The following is a 23,548-nucleotide window of genomic DNA, read 5'->3' as shown; positions in this document are numbered from 1 at the left end:
TCGGCACGATGTTTCCGACTTTGTCACAATTCAATGATGCATGGGGACGGTTCTCATGCTTCATTGCCCGTGGGCAAATGAAGCAGAAGAACCGTCCCTCTGCTTCAAAACCGCCCCCCACTCCTGCCTCACAATCTTGGGTCAATTTCACTTTTTTGGCTTTCTTCGAATAGTAGGTTAGCGATGGTTTGTTTGTAAGCTGTATTTTCTGGTCCAATTTCGTCCAATCTAGTTTGGAGCATTTCCATGCCCAATTTGTATTCAACTAACGACTTTTGGACTTTTTTCTTGATGCTTTTTTGCTTGATGAGCTTTGCGTATTTGTGCGGGAACCGGTAGTCATATCCGTAGACGAGCGTCAGGTATTCCGAGTTACGCACTTTCATAAATGGAAGCAGTCCATCTTGTTGCACCTCTGGCTTGATAACGACACCTTCCATGCCGTGTTCAAAAGTCAACTTTTTGAAAAACTCCAAAGCACCGTCATAGGTTTCCTCTAAATTCATAATCAAAAAATCATCTTCACTAATAAATGAGAACATTTCGGATGTTTTCATCTTCGGAATTTCTTCCTCTCCGTTAACATAAACCATCTTTAAAATTGAGAAGGGCTTAAACTCCAACTCGTTGTCCTTCGCATAGATTTCAAGCTGTTTCCGGTATACCTGATAAGCTTTGTCCTGCTCATCTAGGCTGTGTGTCGCCGCCAAAATATCCTTCAAATCTTTAAAGTTATGATAATTATTCAAACCATAGTGGGAGATGAGGTCCTTCTTGGAATGCCGCGACTTTTCTTCTTCAAAGCCACTCGAATCGTATCGGTTAGCTAACTCCTGTAAACTCTCTTCAAAGCCAAACTCCTTCAAAAAGCTAATTTCCGTTTCAAGCGCTTTGGTGACGACATCAAATTGGCTCTCAATCAAGCCTTTTCCTAGTGCCTGCCAGGGGAGAAGCTCGCCATCAAAAATAACGATATCGATCGCTTTTTCATCCATCCACGGAAGAAATTTTGCATGTAAACGACCAAACACTTCTGTTAAGTCAATATGATTCATTTTATAGCCATTCCGACTGACCGCATAGCACTGCTCCAAATCGCGTGACAAGTACAGATTGCAGCGGGAGCCCATATATTTAGGCTGCAGCACCACTTCACGGACGCCATTTTCTTTGAAAAAATCAAGCCCCTTCGTCAAACTTTCAAGCTCATTCTTTCTTACATCCTTATCGGCAGGGCTCATCGTTCCAGAGATAAAATTAACCTTATTATGGAGTATATAATCTAAACGCTTTTGGTCGCTTTCACTCAACTCAACGAGCTTTACTTCATTAGACTTGCGTAAGAAAGGTTGTGACAACTCCTCTACTGGTTGATCTGTTAGTTCCGGCTCACCCGCAGCCAATCCACTTGCAGGGACGCTCTTAAAAATAGGCTTTTGTGCATTCAAAGCTACACTCGTTAACGCATTTCCAGTCACACACCCTGTATCAATGCCAATTTTATTTTTCAAACGAATCACTTCACGAGTGGCGACATGCCCGAATACATGGTAGGGAAAATTGTTCCCACTTTCTTTTTCCAAAAATTGCAGCTGCTCTTGGAGATCCGCCTCAAAATCCGTGGCAAATCGGCGCTGATTTCGGCGCGAGGTCGTGTCCATTTTTCCGATATATGGATTGCGGCAAGGAGCGTGTGTAAGGTAGTAGCTATTATATTCCTTGCCGATGAAGCGGTAGAAATCGCGCGACAAATCCACAAGTGCTTGGAACTTTGTTTGTAACTCCAAATCAGCTGTCAAAACAGGAATCGAATCGAAAAAGGTCTCCAGCAAATGAGGATCAACATGGTCAATCTCATCCTTCAGATATTTGGAAACAAAGTTTTCGTGGTTGCCTTTTACAAAATAAAAGTAGTCTCGATTTTCATAGAGAAATTCAACGGTAGCCGCGGTGTTTTTTCCCTTATCGATAAAATCGCCAATTAGTACGAACTTTTTATCGCCACTTTTGGAGGTCCGCTCTATTTTGCCATCGACAATCTCAAAACCATGTATGGTAATCATCTTCTGCAAAGCATCTAGTGATTCATGGACATCCCCAATGATAATGTAAAAGTGGCCGTGCGGAAGAAGGTGATTCAAATATTCCTCTCGATTTTCGACCACAACCTCATACCCATCAGAACTCAGAAAGTTTTTCTCGCGAATACGATGAATATCATCAAAGTCGCTCCGTCTCAAGGTTGGCAGCACATCTCGACGCATGCGGTTGACGTGAGTGGCGATGACCTTTTTACTGCGCTTGGATGCGTAATAGTCTCTTATATTTTTATAATCAAACACAATGGCCTCTAACCGATAATGGTTTTCTTGGGCAATCGTGATCACTTTTTTTCGAAAATCCTCAGCAAGCCCAATCGTGTCGACAATAACAAAATCAGCATTAATCGGAAAACTTGTCACGGCCCGCAGCTTGTGAAAAAGCAGATCAAACGCCTGGACGGAGGATTCCATCATCATCGAATCATATTTATCGTATGGATAGCCAAGCAGCTCCTGGCGAATTTCATCACTGGAAAGGTACTGGACATTGCTGCGATAGTTTTTTTCATCATCATGAAACTGCAGTTGGGGGAGGAGGACATTCTTCGCAAACGTCGATTTCCCACATTCCGTCGGTCCAATCAGCATGTAAATCGTATGTAGTTTCGTCTCAATTATCATGAGTTACACCCTTCAGCAAAATAATCATGATCGCTGATCATCCTTTCTCGTAATGACTACTCCTTGAGTCGTGTGAATCCCATTGACCCTGTCGCCAATTCCTTGGTGAAAAATATCCCAGCCATCGGGAAAGATTTTATGAATCCAGCTTTTGAATTCCGCTTCATTCATTTCCCATTGATGATCCTCATGACGCCTTTCGATTTCGTAAAATTGGTTGAAATCACGGTTTGGGGTGGTGATGATCAGTTTATGAATAGGAATGTTTTGAATGATTTTTGCGATCAGTTCTTCAGCTGCTTTTTCACTCATGTGCTCGATGACCTCGGTTAGGAGGACGTCTGCTAATTCCCTAGAGTTATTTTTCAAAAAATGGTCAATGGACTCGTAAAGAATGATGTTTTCAATATCTTGACGTTCGGCTTTTTGAGCTACTTTTAAGCGTGCTGTTTCATCGATATCGATGGCATGGACAAAGTGAGGAGTGATCTTTTGACTAAACGGTATAGCATAAGCACCCTCGCCGCAGCCGACATCGATAATCGGATGCTTAAACGGAAGCTGACGGGTAATCCATTCCCTGCGCTGCTTTGCTGTGTTTCCGAAGGCAAAATCGATTTCGTATCTCGACGTGTCTTCCAACATGCTTTTGTAGCGACGAAACCAATCCATCTTAGTCAGCACATTCCGAGCAAATAAATAGCGAATGAAAAAAGGTGCATCAATGGCGTTCATGCTTCGGATATACTTCTCAATGGTATCGGGCGTCAAATCGAAATAGGAACGATTCATTAAAGATAAGAGCAAAAACAAGGTATTACTATAATTAAACAACTCAAAAAGTGTTTTCTTAGTTTTAATCGTCATCCGATAGTTTTGATGTGCGAGCTCCTCCCAAGCCAGCTCGAAGTCCTTAAAGTGGTGCTGGAAAAAGTGGAGATATCTAATAAGGTCAACTTGAACAAGATTCACGGTCATTTGGTGCTCATAGCCTTCTGTATCATCTTCTTGCAGCTTTTTTGAGGACGTCCCAAAATAATCCGCTACCACATTTAACGGGAAGATGGGAGTGTTATAACGCGAAACATTCAAATACTCAAACTGCTCCTCCCGATCTTTCGGGTAGGAGACCTCATTTTCAGCATCCTTGAAATACACATTGTACGTATAAGAATCCGAAAACCAACCAAACGACTTCCCCTTGCGTACACTCTTTACCAACATTCCAGAACTGGGATTTTTACCAACAACATAAGAAAGCCTTGGGTTCGAGGACCGTAATTGGAAAATTGCCAATATAGTACACCTCCAGAGATTCAGTTTTAATGGGATTAGTATAGCCATTTTTTGGGGTGGAAATAAGCATGGGGACGGTTCTCATGCTTCATTTGACTGGGGGCAAATGAAACAGAAGAACCGTCCCTAAGTTTCGCATGCTCTTGCGAGCCTTTTTTTGTTTCCAATGGAGAAGGGAATAGTTCGATAGGTGGTAGGTTCGACAAATAATTTAACAAATTTACAAAATAACGGAAAATTCGGGTCCCGAATATGGTATAATATCCTAGAAATTTAGCAATTTATGGAGGCAGCTATGGAAGAAACGATTAGTTTAAGAGAACTGTTTCAAACATTACGTAAGAGATTATGGTTAATTACGTCCATTACCTTGGTCGCGGCCATAGTGAGTGGGGTAATTAGTTTTTTTGTTTTAACACCTATTTATTCCTCATCTACTCAGCTATTGGTAAACCAAGCGAAGAATGATCAGCCGGTTTACAATATTGGGGAAATCCAAACAAACCTACAGTTAATCAACACATATAACGTCATTATTAAAAGTCCAGCGATACTAGAACTAGTGATTAAAGATTTGGACTTAGATGCTACAACCGAACAATTAAATTCAAAAATCACTGTTGGCAGTGAGAGGGATTCACAAGTCCTGGCCATTACCGTTCAAGATCCAGATCCGTATATGGCTGCAGATATTGCCAATACAACAGCTAATGTGTTTCAACGTGAAATTGTAAAAATAATGAATGTCGATAATGTTAGTATTCTAGCAAAAGCAGTTGTAAAAGAGGTACCATCACCAGTAAAACCGCAGCCAGTACTAAACATTGCGATCGCCATAGTGGTCGGATTAATGGCAGGTGTAGGTTTAGCGTTTTTACTAGAATACTTAGATAACACGATCAAAACAGAGCAGGATATTGAAAAGTTACTAGAGTTACCTGTATTAGGGGCCATTACCACGATAGAAGACAATTCAAAAAGTAAAAAATATGCTAGAAAAAGAAAGTCAGAAGTAAGAGGTGAGACGTATGGCGCTTAGTCGTGAACATAAGAAGATGGCAACCAACAGGAGAAATCTGATTACCCATAACGAACCACGCTCACCGATTTCCGAGCAATACCGAACAATCCGAACAAATATCCAGTTCTCTTCAATAGATGAAACGATTCAATCCTTAATGGTGACATCTGCAGGACCAGGGGATGGTAAATCAACGACGGTTGCGAACTTAGCCATCGTGTTTGCCCAACAAGGGAAAAAGGTCCTTTTAGTGGATGCGGATTTACGTAAACCAACCGTTCATTATACGTTTCTATTAGATAATAATAAGGGTTTAACCAATGTACTAACGAAGCAAGTCACTCTAGTAGATGCAGTTAATCAATCAGATATAGAAAACCTATATCTATTAACTTCAGGACCTATTCCGCCAAACCCAGCTGAACTCCTAGGCTCAAAATCGATGGAGGATCTATTAGAAGAAGCGCATCAGCAATTCGATCTTGTCTTATTTGATACGCCGCCAGTATTAGCCGTAACCGATGCGCAAATTTTGGCGAATAAATGCAGTGGCACGATTTTAGTTGTGAATAGCGGAAAGACAGAAATTGAAGGTGCGACTAAGGCGAAAGAACTACTTCTAAGTGCGAAAGGGAAGTTGCTTGGAGTAGTGTTAAATCAGAAAAAAGCAAAGGATAGCCAGTATTACTACTATTATGGAGGAAAATAGACGGGATTCGACAATTTTCCTCCCTTTACAACAAATGCTAGTCATATGTTACTATTAAAGAGGTAAGAATGTGGGAATAATAGGGGGTATTGGTAATGGTTGATATACATTGTCACATTTTGCCGAATGTAGATGACGGCTCACAAAGTTTAGCGGATAGTATCGCAATGGCAAAAATGGCAGTGAGCGAAGGCATTCATACCATCATTGCAACCCCTCATCATAAAAATGGAAAATATGAAAATACAAAAATGGGCATTCTTGAACAAGTTGCTCATTTAAGTGAAGAGCTTCAAAATGCTAATATCAATCTACGAATTTTGCCTGGTCAAGAGGTTCGAATATATGGTGATTTACTAGAGGATTTACAAAAGGATGAAATTCTTTCTTTAAACCATAGTAAATACCTATTTATCGAACTCCCATCTGGACATGTTCCTCGATATACCGAACAACTTCTCTTCGATATCCAAATGAAGGGTCTCGTACCGATTATCGTTCATCCAGAGAGAAATCAGGAATTAATCGAACAGCCTGAAAAACTCTATCAATTGGTGAAAAAGGGTGCATTAACCCAAATAACTGCTTCCAGTGTAGCGGGTTATTTCGGGAAAAACATTAAGAAGTTTTCCCTTCAATTAATAGACGCAAATCTTACCCATTTTGTTTCATCTGATGCACATAATATTTCCAATCGTTCCTTTAAAATGCTAGAAGCCTTTGAAACGATTGAAAAGAAATATGGAATGGATATGGTTTATCTGTTTCGAGAAAATGCAGAATTATTAGTTAGTGGGAAAAATGTATATAAAGAAATACCTGATAGGATAAAAAGAAAAAAAGTGCTGGGTATTTTTTAAAGTGATCTATTAACAAAAAATACTAGTTCCTTCTATATATATTGTTGCTGATAACAGATAGAGAACCTTTACAACAACAAGAAGAAGTCAGGCATCCGACCTGATCGGCAATGTCTCCTATCCGATATCGTTGGAGGCACTCGGCTATGCTGTGGGTATAGAACTTTTGTCATAGGTTTTATTCCTTAGACGCCAGTCGTCAATAGCATGGTGTGAGGATGGGTTAGATGCCCATAATAATTTATATATAGGAGAAATAGGAAAACGTTGTCCACAATAGTTTACTTTTGGGACTAAGAAAACAATACGATTTTAATAATAATCTAAATATCTAATGAAAGTATGTGTGTAAGACACATGTGTTTTCATTAGATATTTATTTTTGGATAAAAAGTGATTCGAAATAAATCTTGGGGGGAAATGGATGAGTTATCGAAGACGCTTGGCCTTTTTAGCAGGTTTGGATTCATTAATTGTTATAGTCGCCATGTATTTAAGTTATGGACCACTCAATCCATCTATTATTTTTCAGTTTGAAAGTCTAGTCATTAGTTCAGCTATTTTACTCATTAGTCACCATATATATGCTTCATTTTTTCATTTATATAAAAAGGCATGGGAATATGCAAGTATTGGTGAATTAGTTGCGATTGTAAAGGCTGTTACCTTTTCGATTGTGGTCACAGCATGTTTTCAATATTTTGTAGGGTTCGATCTTTATATGAGAGCATTAGTGACAGCTTGGATGCTGCATGTTCTCTGTATCGGTGGAACGAGATTCTCATGGCGAGTGTTCCGAGATCATTATGTAAAGCCCCATCGGGAAATGAAGAAGGTATTGATTGTTGGTGCTGGGAAAGCAGGAACGTTAATTGTTCGCCAACTATTAAATAATCGAGACTTAGGCTTAAAGCCAGTTGCGTTCATTGATGATGATAGAAAAAAAGTAAAGCTGCAGATATTAGGCATTCCGGTAGCGGGAACATCAAAGGAAATTGGGGGAATCGCTGGGAAGTATCAAGTCGATAAAATTGTGATTGCAATCCCTTCCTTAAATAAGACGGAAATGAGTCGGATTTTTAATGAATGCTTAAAAACTAATGTAAAAACGCAAATCATGCCAATGATGGAAGATATCATGCTGGGGAAAGTAGCGGTCAACCAGTTCCGTGATGTCGAAGTAGAGGATTTACTAGGACGAGAACCGGTCGAGTTGGATATTGAAAGTATTTCGGGGTATGTGACTGGGAAAACAGTGTTAGTAACGGGTGCAGGTGGTTCGATAGGTTCAGAGATTTGCAGGCAGATTGGCCGATTCTCACCTCAAAAAATTGTGTTGGTTGGGCATGGGGAGAATAGTATTTATCTAATAGACATGGAGCTGAGGAATACGTTTCAATCTTCAATTGAAATTATTCCGGTTATTGGAGATATTCAGGATCGGGCTCGGATGTTTGAAGTGATGGAGGAGCATAAGCCAGATGTCGTGTATCATGCCGCGGCGCATAAGCATGTGCCGTTGATGGAATATAACCCTCGTGAGAGTGTGAAAAATAATGTGTTTGGTACTAAGAATGTGGCTGAGGCAGCTGACACCTTCGGTGTGGATACGTTTGTTCTTGTTTCGTCTGATAAAGCAGTAAATCCTACGAATGTGATGGGGGCTACGAAACGAATTGCGGAGATGGTGATTCAGCAGTTATCAAAGGCAAGTAAAACGAAGTTTGTGGCAGTGCGGTTTGGGAATGTGTTAGGAAGTCGAGGGTCTGTTATACCGTTGTTTAAGAAGCAGATTTTGGCTGGGGGGCCAGTGACGGTGACGCATCCGGAGATGACTAGGTATTTTATGACGATTCCGGAAGCATCAAGGCTTGTGATTCAGGCGGGGTCTTTGGCTCGCGGTGGAGAGATTTTTGTTTTGGATATGGGTGAGCCAGTGAAGATTGTGGATTTGGCTAAAAACCTGATAACCCTTTCGGGTTATACGGAAGAGGAGATTGGGATTCAGTATTCTGGTATTCGACCTGGGGAGAAGATGTATGAGGAACTGCTAGGGCAGGATGAGGTATTTCCTGAAGAGGTGTTTCCGAAGATCTTTATTGGAAAGGCACGGTTTGAGCAGGAGGATGAAGTGCGGTACTTACTCAACCAGTTTGAAAGTTTGAAAGAGATAGAGTTGAAGGAATATGTGTTGGATTTGGCTAATCGGAGGGAGAATGGGGTTTATTTGATGGCTGGGAATCAGTGATTGGGTTGAGTTAGACTTGGGAAATGAATGAAACCTTCGGTTTGTAGGATGGATGGTAATAGATGGAGGGGATTGGATTGAAAAAGGTTCGGAAGGCGATTATTCCGGCGGCTGGTTTGGGGACGAGATTTTTACCAGCTACGAAGGCGATGCCAAAGGAAATGTTGCCGATTGTGGATAAACCGACTATTCAATATATAGTGGAGGAAGCAATTGCTTCAGGGATTGAGGATATTATTATTGTAACGGGTAAGGGGAAGCGTGCAATTGAGGATCATTTTGATTTTGCACCTGAGCTTGAGCAGAACTTGATGGAGAAAGGAAAGTTTGAGCTACTTGACAAGGTTCAGTATTCTACTAGGTTAGCAGATATTCATTATATTAGACAAAAGGAACCAAAAGGACTAGGGCATGCTGTGTGGTGTGCACGTAATTTTATTGGGGATGAGCCGTTTGCAGTGTTGCTTGGGGATGATATTGTTCAGAGCGACACCCCATGCTTGAAGCAATTAATTGATATATATGAAGGAACACGTTCATCAGTGATAGGGGTTCAAAGTGTTTCGGATGAAGAGACTCATCGTTATGGAATTATTGAACCTTCGGTTCAGGATGGACGTAAGTATCAGGTAGAGAATTTTGTGGAGAAGCCTGAACCAGGTAAAGCGCCTTCTAATTTGGCGATTATGGGTCGTTATATTTTGACTCCGGAGATTTTTATGTTTTTGGATCAGCAGGAAAAGGGTGCTGGTGGGGAAATCCAGCTGACGGATGCAATACAGAAATTAAATCAGATCCAACGAGTGTTTGCTTATGATTTTGAAGGTAAGCGATATGATGTTGGGGAGAAGTTGGGGTTTGTAAAGACGACGATTGAGTTTGCTTTGCAAAATGAGGAGATTAAGAGTGAGTTGTTGGCGTACTTAGAACGGACTGTTGAGGAGATGGGTGTTCGGAAGGGAAAATAATAGTGAGGGTTTGTAACTATTTTCTTTTTGAATAAAGACTAGTTTCTTCTGTTATATATGTCATTAATATAAGCTGTTATTTCTGTAGGTGCTTAATAAGGAAAATTAATATCATCTATTATAGTATTTTATTTGATACTCTTCGAGCATCTTATATTTTGGTGATTAATAGAGAAATAAGCGGAATAGCCCCTATTCATATGAATTTTGATATGAATAGGGGCTATTGTTTTGTTGGATTTTGTGTGTTGTAAGTTCAAAGGAAAATGAGCGCTCGCAACTTAGGGAAAGAGCACTGTCCTATACATGTGGTGATAAGTTATGTTGATGGAGAAGTTGGGTGTAGTGTGCATCCTAAGGATAGAGGGGGTGACGGTGAAGAAGGCGAGAATAATGGAATTCCTTATTTATGATCATGATATTGATAGACAGTGTTAGGTATTCGAGCTAGTTTTTTTGAGAGGTTGCCTCACTTTGCTTTTGATTGAGTGTGAAGGGGGATGGAATATCATAGCCAGATAAGATGCTGAAATCCTTGGTTTGAGGCATTTTTAGTGGAAATTATAGATTGATTGAATGGTATATATAATAGGAAGAAACTCGGTTTGAAGTGATTATGGATTGAATATCTATTTCGTATTTTTTAGGTAGATTGTTTCGATATTACGAGGTGACTATTTGAAGTAGATGGAGCTTAGTGGGTTAGTAGTTAGTTGGAAGATAGTGGTTTTCAATTAAGTCCTAACTTACTAAATAACTTATCAAGGAGTGTTACATGGCATGTATATGAAAATTAAAAGATTGATAGATATTATCCTTTCATTAATTGGACTTTTAGTATTAACACCGGTTTTTTTAATTCTAATTATTGCTATTAAGTTTGAATCAAAAGGTCCGGTTCTATTTAAGCAAAAGCGGGTTGGAATTAATAAGATTCATTTTAATATACTGAAATTCCGTACTATGAGAATAGATACGCCCAAGGACACTCCAACTCATTTATTAGAGAATCCAGAACAGTACATTACAAAGATAGGCAAGTTTCTAAGAAAGACCTCACTTGATGAGCTTCCTCAGATTTGGAACATTGTTATTGGACAGATGAGTATTATAGGGCCAAGACCGGCTTTGTGGAACCAGTATGATCTGATCTCTGAACGAGACAAATATGGTGCTAATGATGTACCACCTGGACTTACTGGATGGGCGCAAATTAATGGACGTGATGAGCTTCCAATTGAAGTAAAGGCTAAGTTAGATGGCGAGTATGTTGAAAAGATTAGTCTCTGGATGGATGTTAAGTGTTTCTTTGGAACCATCGTGAGTGTAGTGAAGAGTGATGGGGTTGTTGAAGGTGGTACTGGTGTTAAGAAGGAAGTTGCGAGTGTTAAGGAAACGGGATATTCATGAAAGTAAATAGAGTAATAGAGGTGTTGAAATGCTATTAGTCACCGGAATCACCGGTCATACGGGAAAATACTTTTTACAAGAACTTATTAATAATAAATATGAAGGCTCTATTCGCTGTATTGTTAGGGAAACATCCAATACTTCTCTTCTGGATAACAGCGGCTTAAATATTGAAAAGGTTGTAGGAGATTTAGATGATCCAGACTTTATTGATAGTGTGATGAATGGTGTTGATACGGTAATGCACATCTATAATATTCATCATTCACCAATGATAGTGCAATCTGCTATTAAGAATAAAGTGAAATGGGCTATATTAGTACACACTACAGGAATTTATTCTGAATTTAAGTATGCCTCAGAAGGATATAAAAAAATAGAACAAAAGATTAAAGCACTAAAAAGCGATACTAAATGTCTTACGAAAATTACAATCTTAAGGCCATCTATGATATATGGAGATCTCTGTGATAGAAATATGAGTAAGTTTATTAAAATGATAGATAAACTTAGAATCATGCCTGTTATTAACGGTGGAAATAGTTTAATTCAACCTGTGAATGCTAGAGATTTAGGAAAGGCATTTTTTACTGTGTTAATGTCTCCTGTAGTGTCAGATGGAGACGCTTATGATTTAACTGGTGAACGGCCTATTAAAATGATAGATGCTTTCAAGTTAATAAGCAAACAACTCAATAAAAAAACTGTCTTCATCAGCGTACCATTAAGTTTAGGTGTACTAATGGCAAGAGCTATTAAAACTATGACGTTAGGAAGAATCGATTATATAGAACGGGTTCAGAGAATGGGAGAAGATAGAAACTATTCCCATGAAAATGCAAATAGTGATTTCGGTTATAATCCCATGACTTTTGAAAAAGGAATACGAATAGAAGTGCAAGAGTACTTGGAGAAAAATAGAAATTAGTATATATGAGTAGGAGCATTTATATGAAAATAGCTGTACTTTCTAGTCATACATCATCATTGTTTTGGTTTCGTATGGATATGATGAAAGACTTTATAGAAAATGGCCATACCGTAATTGCATTAGGCTCTGAGCCTGAAGTGGAATGGAAGAATAAGTTTCAAGAGTACAATATTGATTATAGGCAGATATATGTTGAACGAAATGGTATGAATCCACTCAAAGATTTAAAAACTTTAAGGTTTCTTTTTACATTCATGAAAAAGGAAAGGCCAGATAAAGTGTTCGCATATCAAGCAAAAACTGTTGTTTATGGAAGTATAGCTGCAAAGTTAAATGGTGTTTCTGAAGTGTACCCTTTAATAGCTGGACTGGGCTCGGTATTTAGAGGGGAAGGTTTTAAAAACAGAATAGTAAAAACAATAATGAAAATAGAATACTGGGCTGCTTGCAAATGTAGCAAGAAAGTATTCTTTCAGAATCAAGATGATAAAAATGAGTTTATTCAAAATGGTTTAATAAATGATAATAAGACAGTAATAATTAATGGTTCAGGAGTTGATCTTGAAAAATTCAAACCAACAAAATTTCCGGAAGAACCAGCATTTCTTTATATTGGTAGGCTTATTAAAGATAAAGGAATAATGGAATATTTAGAAGCTTGTAGAGAGGTTAAAGAAAAACACCCTAAGGTTCGTTGTTTACTAGTAGGGCCATTTGACAGTAATCCTTCTGCCTTAAACCCAGATGAGTTAAAACCCTATATAGTAAATGGTATTATTGAGTATTTTGGAGAACAAACTGATGTGAGACAATTTATCTCGCAATGTAGCACCTATGTATTACCATCTTATCATGAAGGTACACCAAAAACGGTATTAGAAGCCATGGCAATGGGGAGGTCAATCATCACGAGTGATGCTCCCGGTTGCAGGGAGACGGTTATTGAAGGGCTAAATGGTTATTTAGTAAAGGTCAAGGATATCAAAGGGTTAATAAATAAGATGGAATACTTGATATCTAATCGTGAGATATGCAAAAACATGGGTCAAGAAAGCGAGAAGATTGCTAGAGAAAAATATGATGTGAAGGTTGTTAACCAATCAATTAGCCAGACTATGGGTTTATAAAAAAAGGAGAATTCAATATGAACTTATATGAGAAGATTGTTAAGAGAGAAGAGAAAATTTCATTAGTTGGACTTGGCTATGTGGGGATGCCAATCGCTGTTGCCTTTGCAAAAAAGGCTGACGTGATTGGCTTTGATGTAAATAAACAAAAAATTGAACTTTATAAGAATGGCATAGATCCTACAAAAGAAGTGGGAAATGAAGTAATAAAGAATACAACTGTTGAGTTTACCTCAGATGAGGCAAGAATTAGAGAAGCGAAGTTTCATATTGTTGCCGTGCCTACACCTGTAAAAGATGATCACACACCTGACTTAACACCGGTTGAATCAGCAAGTCGCACTTTAGGTAGAAATTTGACAAAAGGTTCAATAGTTGTCTTTGAATCTACAGTTTATCCTGGTGTAACTGAGGACATCTGTGTTCCAATTTTAGAAAAAGAATCAGGGTTAAAATGTGGTATAGACTTTAAAGTTGGTTATTCACCAGAAAGAATTAACCCTGGTGATAAAGTTCATAGACTAGAGACTATTATAAAAGTTGTGGCAGGCCAAGATGAAGAAACATTAGATAATGTAGCAAAGGTATATGAATTGGTCGTTGATGCTGGTGTTTATAAAGCAGCAAGTATTAAAGTGGCTGAGGCTGCAAAGGTCATAGAGAATTCACAACGTGATATTAATATTGCTTTCATGAATGAACTCTCTATCATATTTAATAAAATGGGAATTGATACAAAAGCAGTACTTGAAGCAGCGGGAACGAAATGGAACTTCCTTAATTTCTCTCCAGGATTAGTTGGTGGTCACTGTATAGGGGTTGACCCATACTATTTAACATATAAAGCAGAGCAAATGGGTTATCATTCCCAAATCATCCTTTCAGGAAGAAAAATAAACGATGATATGGGTAAATATGTAGCCGAAAGTACGGTAAAGAAAATGATTAAAGCAAATAAGCAAATAAATGGTGCGAAAGTAGCTATATTTGGTGTTACGTTTAAAGAGAACTGTCCCGATGTCAGAAATACAAAAGTAGTTGACGTAATAAAAGAATTAGAAGAATACGGAGTAGACGTTAAAGTTGTAGACCCTCAAGCAGACAAAGAAGATTTATGGCGTGAATATAGGATTAACCTTTGTGAAATAGAAGATATCAAAGAAATGGATGCAGTAATCTTTGCAGTTTCACACGATGAATTTAAAGATATTCAATTGGAAGATGTAAAAATGATGTTTGGGCCAACTGGATATGTAAATTTAGAAGCTATGAATGAAGTAGCAGCAACATCTGAGTTTGATATAGAAATTGATAGAAAAGATTGTGTACTAATGGACCTTAAAGGAATATTTAATAGAAAAGTAGCAGAGGATACTGGATTTGTATATTGGAGGTTGTAAAAATGGGATATGAAAATATTAAGTTTCCAGAGGGCAGTAAATTCTTAGTTACTGGCTCAGCAGGTTTTATTGGTTCCAATTTAGTAGAAGCCATACTTAAATTAGGCTATAAAGTTAGAGGGCTCGATAATTTTTCAACTGGAAAAAAAGAAAATGTAGAAGAGTTTTTAGGCAACCCTAATTACGAATTTATCGAAGGAGATATTCGTGATCTTGACACATGTATGAAAGCTTGTGAGGGAATCGATTTTGTTTTAAATCAAGCTGCATGGGGGAGTGTTCCAAGAAGTATTGAGATGCCTTTGTTTTATGAAGAGGTAAACATAAAAGGTACACTAAATATGATGGAAGCAGCAAGGCAAACTGGTGTAAAGAAATTTGTCTATGCTTCAAGTTCATCAGTTTACGGTGATGAGCTTAATCTTCCGAAAAAAGAAGGCGTAGAAGGAAATTTATTGTCACCTTATGCTCTTACTAAAATGGTAAATGAGGAGTATGGAAAATTATATAATAAGTTATATGGTCTTGATACCTATGGTCTACGATACTTTAATGTATTTGGTAGAAGGCAAAATCCAGATGGTGCATATGCCGCAGTAATTCCAAAATTCATAAAACAATTGCTTAATGATGATCAGCCAACTATTAATGGGGATGGTAAACAGAGTCGAGATTTTACCTATATAGAGAATGTTATTGAAGCTAATTTGAAAGCTTGTAAGGCATCTCATGAAGCTGCGGGTCAAGCATATAATATAGCATACGGTGGCAGAGAATATTTAATTGATATCTATTATGGTTTATGTAAAGCATTAGAGAAAGATACCAAGCCAATTTTTGGTCCCAACCGAAAAGGTGACATTAAGCATAGCAATGCGGATATTAGTAAGGCCAGGGATTTGATCGAATATAATCCCGAGTGGAGTTTTGATGAAGGAATAGTAGCTGCTATAGATTGGTATAAAGAAAATTTATAAAAGAGTATTTTTCACTTAAATAGGTGTACCGGGGGGACTTAGATGATAATAAGGATTATTAGAAAGCTAAAGAAATACTTTTTTGCCAAAAAAAATATCAAAGTTGGGCAGAATACTAGAATTTTAACTAAATTAAGTAATTTTGGCTCTGAGCCTTTCTTAGTTGAGATAGGAAATAATTGCACTATTACCCCCGGGGTGAATTTTGTTACCCATGACGCCTCTGTTGACATAGCTTTAAGATATATGAATAAAGACAGAATCGTTAATGGGGAGAAGTATGAGATGATGGCAAAAATAAAGGTTCACGATAATTGTTTAATTGGGCTTAATAGTATTGTTCTACCAGGAGTGAGTATTGGGCCGAATAGCATTGTTGGAGCTGGATCGGTTGTAACAGCAGACGTACCAGAAGGGGTTATAGTTGCTGGTAATCCTGCTAAGGTGATATGTACTCTTGAGGAATACATTTCAAAAAGTGAAAAAAAAATGGTTTTAATTCCTATAGAGAATAACTTGGAGAATAGAAAAAAGGCAATAATAAGTAATATAAAGTAGAGGTATTGGTGATTAGAGTGAAAAAAAAAATATTGTTTGTAGCCCCTAATCTTCAACATGGAGGAGCAGAAGCTGTATTAGTAAAAATACTAAATAATTTAGATTTATCTAAATATGATGTCAAATTAGCTTTGGTAAAAAAAGAAGGAGATCACCTATCCAAACTAACAAAGGCCATTGATGTAATTGATTTAAATTCAAGTAAATCAATCTTAGCAATACCCAAATTGATAAAATTGATAAAAAATATAAAACCTGATTTTGTTTTTTCCATTATAGGGCAAGTTAATATTATCCTAGCAACAATTAAAACTTTATTTTTTAAAAAAACGTGTTTTATAGGTAGAGAGAATGCGGTGTATAGTGAATGGCTTTTTAAAGACTTGACAATAAAAAAGAGGATCTTTTCAATTGTTTATAAAATTCTATTGAGAAAGTTAGATTATGTAATTGTACAATCAAACTTTATGGCAGGACAGGTCAAAGAATACTTTAATGTTAAGGATAATCAAGTTATCATTTTAAATAATCCTATAGAAGGCAGTAAAATATCGGATTTAAGCAATGAAACTAATTTAGGTAACATTTGGGATGAAAATAAAATAAATCTTATTGCAGTGGGAAGAATTGAACAGGTGAAAAATTATAGAGAAATGGTAGATATAGTAAGTATGTTACCAGAAAAATTTCATTTAAATATTCTCGGTGATGGAAGAGAGAGAGAGACTTTACAAGAATATATTAATCAAAAAGGATTATATAATCGTGTAACGATACATGGATTTATTGATAACCCTTATAAATATATGAAAAACTCTCTAGTTCTTCTAATAACATCTAAAAGGGAATCTTTTCCAAATGTTGTTTTGGAATCAAATGCTTGTGGTACTTATGTGGTTTCGTACAACATGCCAGGTGGGATTTCTGAAATTATTACAAACGGTAAAAATGGGGATTTAATTCCTGAAGGTGACAAAGCTTTGTTTGTACAAAAGTTAATAGGTATATATAAACGAGGTTACGATCCGAATATATTAATTAACTATAGTAGAAAATATTCTATAAAGGAATATATCAATAAACTTGATTTTATATTTGAAAGATCAAAATAGCTTATTGAAAAATAATATGGAAAGAGGTAGTTTTTTTTGTATTGGGTACTAAACTTTTTAGAATAAGAGAGGCTAATAAATTGCAAGCTGTAAAGGTAATTATAATATTTTTTGCACTATATGATCTAAGCTTTAAGATAGCTCCTTCACTTTCTTTGGGCAAAATTACAGTAATTTTATTAACTATTTACTATCTGTTTGGTTGTAAAAATAAAACAGTAATATTTAAAAGTGAAGCTAAAGTTTTTATTTTATACTTTTTTATACTTTTACACGTCATAGTTATTTATGTACTTAATGGAATGCCAGAAACCACAACTTTAGCAAGAGTAATATATTATTTTATTTATAGTATATGGCTTAGCATTATTTTCGCATCTATTTTTAAAAATAAAGATGAATTTTTAAAATTATTATCTATTGCAATTTTTATACAAAGTTGTTTTGTATTAATTTCATGGATATCAATTGACTATCGTATACTGATTGACAACTTACTTGTTCAGACTGGCAATATATCGTTGTTTAGTGGAGAGCGCCCACCTGGCCTAATGAATAGCGCAGGTGCCAAAGCATCAGTAATTTTAGGAATTGGAGCTTCGATTTGTCTTTACCAAATAACAGTTGCTCGTAATTTTAAAAGTGTAGTGATATATGCATTAATGCTTCTTGTTAATGCCATAGCAACTTTTATTATTGGAAGAACCGGTCTTTTAATATTAGCAGTTCTACTCTTATCTCTTCTTTTGCAGAAAAGTAAAAAATTATTACTTAATAAGAGATTTATATTCATTGTGCCTGCTATTTTCCTATGTAGTGTACTGGTTTCTCGAAATATTCCAGATGATATTCAAAATAAACTTGACTATAAGGTGAAATGGGTTCAGGATGAGTTCTCACAAGGGTTATTAAAATCTGATACAGTTATTATTTTAAGGGAGATGCCAATAAAAGAACTTGGATTAGATACTTTAATAGGTACATCCCAAATCAGACCACCTGGTTTTCAAAATGATTCTGGATATATTCAAAACTACCATTCTATAGGGTTTATTTTTACTATTATTTTCTATATCACCATAATTATCCACATTATTTCGTTTATGAAGTTAAAGAAAAATCGGGAATTTGTCCAAAAAAATATATTATTTATCATGACATTAATACTTGGTTTGTTTGTGGTAGAAATAAAAGAGCCGTTTATATTTTCATATTCCTATATGTTTATCATATTATCTATGTTGAGAATTAATTAATACCAACGTTACTATTAATAAGAAAGTGGGTTAATATATTCGATGATTAAAAATACCTTTAGCCAAGCTGATAATAATATTTTAATTTCAGTTGTTATACCCCTATATAATGTTGAAAAATACATGGAAAAGTGCATTGATTCTGTTTTGAATCAAACCCTCTCCTCTATTGAAGTAATTTTGGTAGATGATGGGTCACCAGACTCTTCTGGTGATATTGCGGATAGTTATTTAGAAAAAGATAGCAGAATCAAAGTTATTCATAAAGAAAACGGTGGTTTATCTTTAGCAAGAAACGAAGGTATTCAAGCTGCAACAGGAAAATATATCATCTTTATTGATAGTGATGATTGGGTTGATAAAAATTTATTAAAAAAAGCATATGATAGGATTGAAGAAACAAACTCAGAAATATGTGTTTTTAATGTAATTAGAATTCATGAAGACTCTAAAGAAACAATAGTACAAGGAAAGGATATGGACGAAGAAATAGATATAAATTCATATGGTGTTGAAAATTATATAAATAGCTTTATGCTAAATCCAAAATCACATAGATATTCTGCATGGAATAGGTTGTATAATTTGCAATTTTTAAGGGAAAATCGTTTGTTTTTTGAACCGAATAATGAAATTCATAGTGAAGACATGTTATTTAATTTAGAATGCTGTCTATATTTAGAAAAGGTATGTAGTATCAAAGATCCTTTGTATTTTCATCTTTTAAGATCTGGGACAATATCAAGTTCTAAAAAACCTGATATCACTAAAAAATTAATGAACCTTTGTAAAAGGTTTATTGAGAAAGCGCATCGAGAAGCAAAGTATAGTGAAGTAGAAGGTGTAGTTCCAAATATAGTTCAATATTTATTCTTTATGTCGATGGGATCCGAAATAAATTCTAATAAAGGTAACTTTAAAGCTGTTTATACATCATTAAATTGGTGTTATAACTATAATTTTTTTAAGCCTTCGATGAAATTGATGGGCAAAAAAAAATTAAATAAACGAAACTTTATTTCGTTTTTATTGGGAAATAGGCTTAAATTTATATCATCAGTAGTTGTTTATAATGTAATTAGATCCAAGTTGTAAGATGACGTAAATTTCAAAGACAAAATAATTCTTATAAGTTATAACAAAGGGTTGTTTTGTCAGAGTATATATATATGTCAAGGAGGCTTAATATGTCTAGTCTTACAATATTCACCCCAACTTATAATAGAGCAGATAAACTACATGTCTTATATGAAAGTTTAAAGTCTCAGACGAATAAAGATTTTATATGGTTAGTAGTAGATGATGGATCTACTGATTATACCACTGAATTATTTAATAAATGGCAAAATGAAAATAAAATTAAGATTAGATATGAATATCAGAAGAACCAAGGTAAGCATGTAGCACATAACTATGGAGTAAGTCTAACAAAATCAGAACTTTTTTTATGTGTAGATTCGGATGATTATTTAATAAAAGAAGCTGTCGAAACTATCATTAATCTATGGGGAAATAGAATCCATAAAGCAGATAGTTTATGTGGCATTGTAACACCCCGTGTTGAAAATAATAAAGTAGGTGAATTACCTAATATCCCCATATCAACTTTAGGTAATCTATACAAGAAATATGGATTTAAAGGAGAGACATGTTTAGTATACAAAACAAACATAATAAAAAAATTCCCTTTTCCAGTTTTTGAAGGTGAGAAGTTCTTAAGCGAAGTAGCAGCCTATGATTTAATAGATATAGAATATAAATATTTACTTTATTCTAAACCTCTTGCATATGGAGAATATTTAAATGATGGATATACAAAAAATGTTGAATTTCTAAAATATAAAAACCCTAAAGGATATGCATATATTCACAAGAATAAAAGTAAACTAGTAATTAATTTTAGGTTAAGAATATATCATTTAATTAGATATGGGGTTTTCTCTAGACTTTCAAATAATAATAGATATATAAAGCAAAGTCCATATCCACTTTTAACAGTCTTATTAATACCAGTTATATTTTTAAGGACCAAAAATTTTTCAAAAAAATGTAAGCAGGCAAATTAATAATAAATTATCCTATTGGATTAATAAATACAGCATTGGAGGATAGGACGTAAGTGGATAATAACACTACCAGAAGCAAAGTATTATTTGTAATGCGAAATTTAAATGGGGGAGGAGCAGAAAAAAGTCTTCTTACGGTCTTGTCATTATTTGATTATACTAAGTATGAAGTCGATTTATTTTTACTGCAACAAGAAGGTTTGTTTCTAGAGTTATTACCCAAAGAAGTGAATTTATTAAATTTACCAGATTACAATATACTGAAAACATTCAATAAATCGCTTAAAAAAGCATTACCTATATTTTTAAAAGGAAAAAAGTTTAAAGTTTTATACTATAGAACAAAAATGTTTTTAGATGATGTATTCTTTAAAAGGAAACATATATATGTTAGAAGATGGAAGAATATGAAAGAGGTAGTCCCCACCTTGCGAAAAGAGTATGATGTCGCAATAGGATATATGGAAGGGCTACCTACTTATTTTGTAATAGATAAAGTAATAGCAAAAAAGAAAATTGGTTTCGTTCATGTAGATTACAAAGGTGGGAAATTGCCAAGGCAATTTGATAATTATTATTTTGAACAGTTAGACCATATTGTTACTGTATCAGAACAATGTAAGAAAATTCTAAATGAATGTTTCCCGCAATATTCAAGAAAAACCACAATTATAAAAAATATTATATCGACAAAAAGTATCAAGTTTTTAGCTAATCAACACAAAGGATTCGAAGATAATTTTAATGGTGTAAAAATATTATCTGTAGGTAGACTCCATAAATCTAAGGGATTTGATTTGATAATACCTGTATTAGAAATGCTAAAAAAAGATAAATATAATATTAAATGGTATGTGATAGGTGATGGTGAACAAAGAGAAATGCTAACTGAACTAGCCAAAAAATACAAAGTATCAGACAGGGTAGTTTTTCTTGGGATAAAAGCGAATCCATATCCATATATAAATAATTGTGACATCTATTTACAACCGTCGAGGTGGGAAGGATATGGGATTGCAGTTGCTGAGGCTAGGGCATTAAATAAACCTGTTATTGTTTCTTCATTAGAAGTTTTTAGAGAGCAAATTCTTGATAAGGTAAATGGAATACTGGTAAAAGGTGATGTAGATGGTATTTTCAAGGGGATAAAAGAATTATTAGATAATACAGAGTTGTATAATCGGATAATAATAAATAGTAAAAAGGACATAATAGGAAACGAAAATGAAGTTAACAAAATATATAAGTTATTTTGATTTTTTTTATAAAGGCTTTCGTTAAACCTAATTAGGAGGCCGAAATGAGATCTAAAAAGGCAATTTTATCAATAATCACAGCACTATCCACAACTGTAATACGGACTGTTATGGGAATATGGTTTGCTAAATTATTTCTAGAAACATATGGATCTTCTATTAATGGATTGGATGCTACTATAACACAATTACTCTCTTATTTGCTACTTGTTGACGGGGGGATGGGAGCATCAATAATTTTTTCTTTATATAAACCTTTAGCGAACAAAGATTGGAAAGCAGTTAGTGAAATTCTTTCAGCGGCAAGAAAGATTTTTCGCTGGATCGCTTTAATTATTTTTATACTTAGTATTCTATTAGGATTTTTAATTCCTTATTTTATTCATGATAATACTATTCCATCAACTACAATGTTTTGGATCATGGCTCTTGCAGGGTTAAATGTTTCATTGGATTACTTAGGAGATTCACTTTATCGTCTCTTATTAATGGCTGATCAAAGATCATATATTATAAATTTGATAGCTGGGATATTACATGTTTTAATTCCTTTAGTTTCAATAATCTTTATAAAACATGGTGCAAGCGTGATAGTAATAAAAATGATAATACCTATATTTACCATCCTTAGAATTATAATGGTATTATCTTTTGTTAAAAGGAAATATACTATGCTTGATTTTAATGTTTCCCCAAATTGGGCAGCTGTAAAAAAGACAAAAGATGTATTAGTTCATAAGATTAGTGGTTTAGTTGTATACAACACTGATATTGTAGTGATAAGTGTATTTCTAGGATTGAAAGAAAGTAGTATTTATGCTGTCTATAATATGGTTTTTACTATGTTAAAAAAGTTTATTACCCCGATTTTTAGAACAGTTGAGCATACGTTCGGTAACATGATGGTTGGAGAGTTAGATGACAATTTTCAGAAAACTTATTCTTCGTATGAAATAATGGTTTTGATGATGATTACAATTACTATGACAGTATCTTATATAATGGTATTACCCTTTATAAAACTTTATACTAGTCGTTTGGGTGATCCAAGTTATATAAGTACAACATATGCAATGCTTTTTGTGTTAATAAACATACTTGATTATACTCGTATGGCCCCAGGTAATTTAATATCTGCAACTGGTCAATATAAAGAAACGAAACTATACTCTATGATTGAAGCTGCGATAAATATAACTGTAACCCTAATTCTAGTTAAAATATTAGGGATTACGGGCGTACTAATAGGAACAATATGTTCATTTGCGTATAGAACAACGCAGATAGTACACTATACTTATAAAAAAATATTAAATCAACCTCTGCGTAGGTTTGTTTATAGATTTATTTGGAATTCATTGATAGGTATTATTTTGTCTCTATCTTTTCATGCATTACCTTTTAAAATTGATAATTTTATTGAGTGGTTATTAATTTCAATTTTAGTTTCATTATCAGTCTTTAGCATAGTTTTAGTATTGAATATGCCGTTTGAAAAGGAAAATATAAACTATATTTTTAATAGAATAAAACCTGTTTTTTTAAAGTTCGTCACCAAGGGGAAATTTGAATAATATTATTAAGGGACAAGGGGACAGGTCCCTCGTCCCAATTCGAATTGGTCCAAGCA

At 35.1% G+C, this 23,548-nt stretch carries 19 protein-coding genes; 17 read left to right on the top strand and 2 right to left on the bottom strand.

Going from position 1 to position 23,548, the window contains the following annotated elements:
• Positions 1-128 precede the first annotated feature (128 nt).
• Together ACSBPO_RS20910 and ACSBPO_RS20905 are read right to left on the bottom strand one after the other, a co-directional pair.
• The gene (locus ACSBPO_RS20910; protein WP_442596749.1) at positions 129-2,723 is read right to left on the bottom strand and encodes a metallophosphoesterase; all 2,595 of its coding nucleotides are present in this window, start codon (positions 2,721-2,723) and stop codon (positions 129-131) included.
• A gap of 24 nt (positions 2,724-2,747) precedes the next feature.
• Positions 2,748-4,019 carry a class I SAM-dependent methyltransferase gene (locus ACSBPO_RS20905; protein ID WP_442596747.1) on the bottom strand — a complete coding sequence of 424 codons (1,272 nt, stop codon included), beginning with the start codon at positions 4,017-4,019 and terminating at the stop codon, positions 2,748-2,750.
• 295 nt (positions 4,020-4,314) lie between these two features.
• Between ACSBPO_RS20905 and ACSBPO_RS20900 the strand changes: the two genes are divergently transcribed.
• From ACSBPO_RS20900 to ACSBPO_RS20820, 17 genes are all read left to right on the top strand, one after another.
• Complete coding sequence (locus ACSBPO_RS20900; RefSeq protein ID WP_442596745.1) at positions 4,315-5,058, top strand: YveK family protein; 744 nt, start codon at positions 4,315-4,317, stop codon at positions 5,056-5,058.
• Positions 5,048-5,749 carry a CpsD/CapB family tyrosine-protein kinase gene (locus tag ACSBPO_RS20895; RefSeq protein ID WP_442596743.1) on the top strand — a complete coding sequence of 234 codons (702 nt, stop codon included), beginning with the start codon at positions 5,048-5,050 and terminating at the stop codon, positions 5,747-5,749. The genes ACSBPO_RS20900 and ACSBPO_RS20895 overlap by 11 nt, the downstream gene beginning before the upstream one ends.
• Before the next feature lie 95 nt (positions 5,750-5,844).
• Positions 5,845-6,609: a tyrosine-protein phosphatase gene (locus tag ACSBPO_RS20890; RefSeq protein WP_442596741.1), complete on the top strand. Its 765-nt coding sequence runs from the start codon at positions 5,845-5,847 to the stop codon at positions 6,607-6,609.
• A gap of 424 nt (positions 6,610-7,033) precedes the next feature.
• Complete coding sequence (locus tag ACSBPO_RS20885; protein WP_442596739.1) at positions 7,034-8,857, top strand: polysaccharide biosynthesis protein; 1,824 nt, start codon at positions 7,034-7,036, stop codon at positions 8,855-8,857.
• Positions 8,858-8,934: 77 nt separating this feature from the next.
• Complete coding sequence (gene galU, locus ACSBPO_RS20880; protein WP_442596737.1) at positions 8,935-9,825, top strand: UTP--glucose-1-phosphate uridylyltransferase GalU; 891 nt, start codon at positions 8,935-8,937, stop codon at positions 9,823-9,825.
• A gap of 780 nt (positions 9,826-10,605) precedes the next feature.
• Positions 10,606-11,235, top strand: a complete 630-nt coding sequence (locus ACSBPO_RS20875; RefSeq protein ID WP_442596735.1) for a sugar transferase — start codon at positions 10,606-10,608, stop codon at positions 11,233-11,235.
• 28 nt (positions 11,236-11,263) lie between these two features.
• Positions 11,264-12,163, top strand: a complete 900-nt coding sequence (locus tag ACSBPO_RS20870) for an SDR family oxidoreductase (RefSeq protein ID WP_442596733.1) — start codon at positions 11,264-11,266, stop codon at positions 12,161-12,163.
• A gap of 23 nt (positions 12,164-12,186) precedes the next feature.
• Entirely contained in the window at positions 12,187-13,293 is a 1,107-nt protein-coding gene (locus tag ACSBPO_RS20865; protein WP_442596731.1) for a glycosyltransferase family 4 protein, read from the top strand.
• Positions 13,294-13,310: 17 nt separating this feature from the next.
• Positions 13,311-14,693, top strand: a complete 1,383-nt coding sequence (locus ACSBPO_RS20860; RefSeq protein ID WP_442596729.1) for a nucleotide sugar dehydrogenase — start codon at positions 13,311-13,313, stop codon at positions 14,691-14,693.
• A 2-nt stretch (positions 14,694-14,695) separates the two neighbouring features.
• The gene (locus ACSBPO_RS20855; protein WP_442596727.1) at positions 14,696-15,670 is read left to right on the top strand and encodes an SDR family oxidoreductase; all 975 of its coding nucleotides are present in this window, start codon (positions 14,696-14,698) and stop codon (positions 15,668-15,670) included.
• A gap of 42 nt (positions 15,671-15,712) precedes the next feature.
• Positions 15,713-16,228 carry a DapH/DapD/GlmU-related protein gene (locus ACSBPO_RS20850; protein ID WP_442596725.1) on the top strand — a complete coding sequence of 172 codons (516 nt, stop codon included), beginning with the start codon at positions 15,713-15,715 and terminating at the stop codon, positions 16,226-16,228.
• A gap of 17 nt (positions 16,229-16,245) precedes the next feature.
• Positions 16,246-17,340, top strand: a complete 1,095-nt coding sequence (locus tag ACSBPO_RS20845) for a glycosyltransferase (protein WP_442596723.1) — start codon at positions 16,246-16,248, stop codon at positions 17,338-17,340.
• 80 nt (positions 17,341-17,420) lie between these two features.
• Positions 17,421-18,596 carry a hypothetical protein gene (locus ACSBPO_RS20840; RefSeq protein WP_442596721.1) on the top strand — a complete coding sequence of 392 codons (1,176 nt, stop codon included), beginning with the start codon at positions 17,421-17,423 and terminating at the stop codon, positions 18,594-18,596.
• A gap of 42 nt (positions 18,597-18,638) precedes the next feature.
• Positions 18,639-19,691, top strand: a complete 1,053-nt coding sequence (locus ACSBPO_RS20835) for a glycosyltransferase (RefSeq protein ID WP_442596719.1) — start codon at positions 18,639-18,641, stop codon at positions 19,689-19,691.
• Between the two features lie 92 nt (positions 19,692-19,783).
• The gene (locus ACSBPO_RS20830) at positions 19,784-20,662 is read left to right on the top strand and encodes a glycosyltransferase family 2 protein (protein ID WP_442596717.1); all 879 of its coding nucleotides are present in this window, start codon (positions 19,784-19,786) and stop codon (positions 20,660-20,662) included.
• A gap of 53 nt (positions 20,663-20,715) precedes the next feature.
• Complete coding sequence (locus ACSBPO_RS20825; protein ID WP_442596715.1) at positions 20,716-21,918, top strand: glycosyltransferase; 1,203 nt, start codon at positions 20,716-20,718, stop codon at positions 21,916-21,918.
• Positions 21,919-21,962: 44 nt separating this feature from the next.
• Positions 21,963-23,492, top strand: a complete 1,530-nt coding sequence (locus ACSBPO_RS20820) for a hypothetical protein (RefSeq protein ID WP_442596713.1) — start codon at positions 21,963-21,965, stop codon at positions 23,490-23,492.
• Positions 23,493-23,548: the final 56 nt, after the last annotated feature.

This window comes from Neobacillus sp. D3-1R, assembly GCF_052180215.1.
GTDB lineage: Bacteria > Bacillota > Bacilli > Bacillales > Cytobacillaceae > Pseudoneobacillus.
The sequence above is the reverse complement of the archived record's forward strand: the minus strand, read 5'-3'. Positions and strand labels throughout refer to the sequence as shown.

What these genes read in the sequence shown, in the direction of transcription:
- ACSBPO_RS20910 (WP_442596749.1), bottom strand. Translation starts at nt 2,723, where the DNA reads ATGATAATTGAGACGAAACTACATACGATTTACATGCTGATTGGACCG.
- ACSBPO_RS20900 (WP_442596745.1), top strand. Translation starts at nt 4,315, where the DNA reads ATGGAAGAAACGATTAGTTTAAGAGAACTGTTTCAAACATTACGTAAG.
- ACSBPO_RS20895 (WP_442596743.1), top strand. Translation starts at nt 5,048, where the DNA reads ATGGCGCTTAGTCGTGAACATAAGAAGATGGCAACCAACAGGAGAAAT.
- ACSBPO_RS20890 (WP_442596741.1), top strand. Translation starts at nt 5,845, where the DNA reads ATGGTTGATATACATTGTCACATTTTGCCGAATGTAGATGACGGCTCA.
- ACSBPO_RS20885 (WP_442596739.1), top strand. Translation starts at nt 7,034, where the DNA reads ATGAGTTATCGAAGACGCTTGGCCTTTTTAGCAGGTTTGGATTCATTA.
- ACSBPO_RS20875 (WP_442596735.1), top strand. Translation starts at nt 10,606, where the DNA reads ATGTATATGAAAATTAAAAGATTGATAGATATTATCCTTTCATTAATT.
- ACSBPO_RS20870 (WP_442596733.1), top strand. Translation starts at nt 11,264, where the DNA reads ATGCTATTAGTCACCGGAATCACCGGTCATACGGGAAAATACTTTTTA.
- ACSBPO_RS20865 (WP_442596731.1), top strand. Translation starts at nt 12,187, where the DNA reads ATGAAAATAGCTGTACTTTCTAGTCATACATCATCATTGTTTTGGTTT.
- ACSBPO_RS20860 (WP_442596729.1), top strand. Translation starts at nt 13,311, where the DNA reads ATGAACTTATATGAGAAGATTGTTAAGAGAGAAGAGAAAATTTCATTA.
- ACSBPO_RS20855 (WP_442596727.1), top strand. Translation starts at nt 14,696, where the DNA reads ATGGGATATGAAAATATTAAGTTTCCAGAGGGCAGTAAATTCTTAGTT.
- ACSBPO_RS20850 (WP_442596725.1), top strand. Translation starts at nt 15,713, where the DNA reads ATGATAATAAGGATTATTAGAAAGCTAAAGAAATACTTTTTTGCCAAA.
- ACSBPO_RS20835 (WP_442596719.1), top strand. Translation starts at nt 18,639, where the DNA reads ATGATTAAAAATACCTTTAGCCAAGCTGATAATAATATTTTAATTTCA.
- ACSBPO_RS20830 (WP_442596717.1), top strand. Translation starts at nt 19,784, where the DNA reads ATGTCTAGTCTTACAATATTCACCCCAACTTATAATAGAGCAGATAAA.
- ACSBPO_RS20820 (WP_442596713.1), top strand. Translation starts at nt 21,963, where the DNA reads ATGAGATCTAAAAAGGCAATTTTATCAATAATCACAGCACTATCCACA.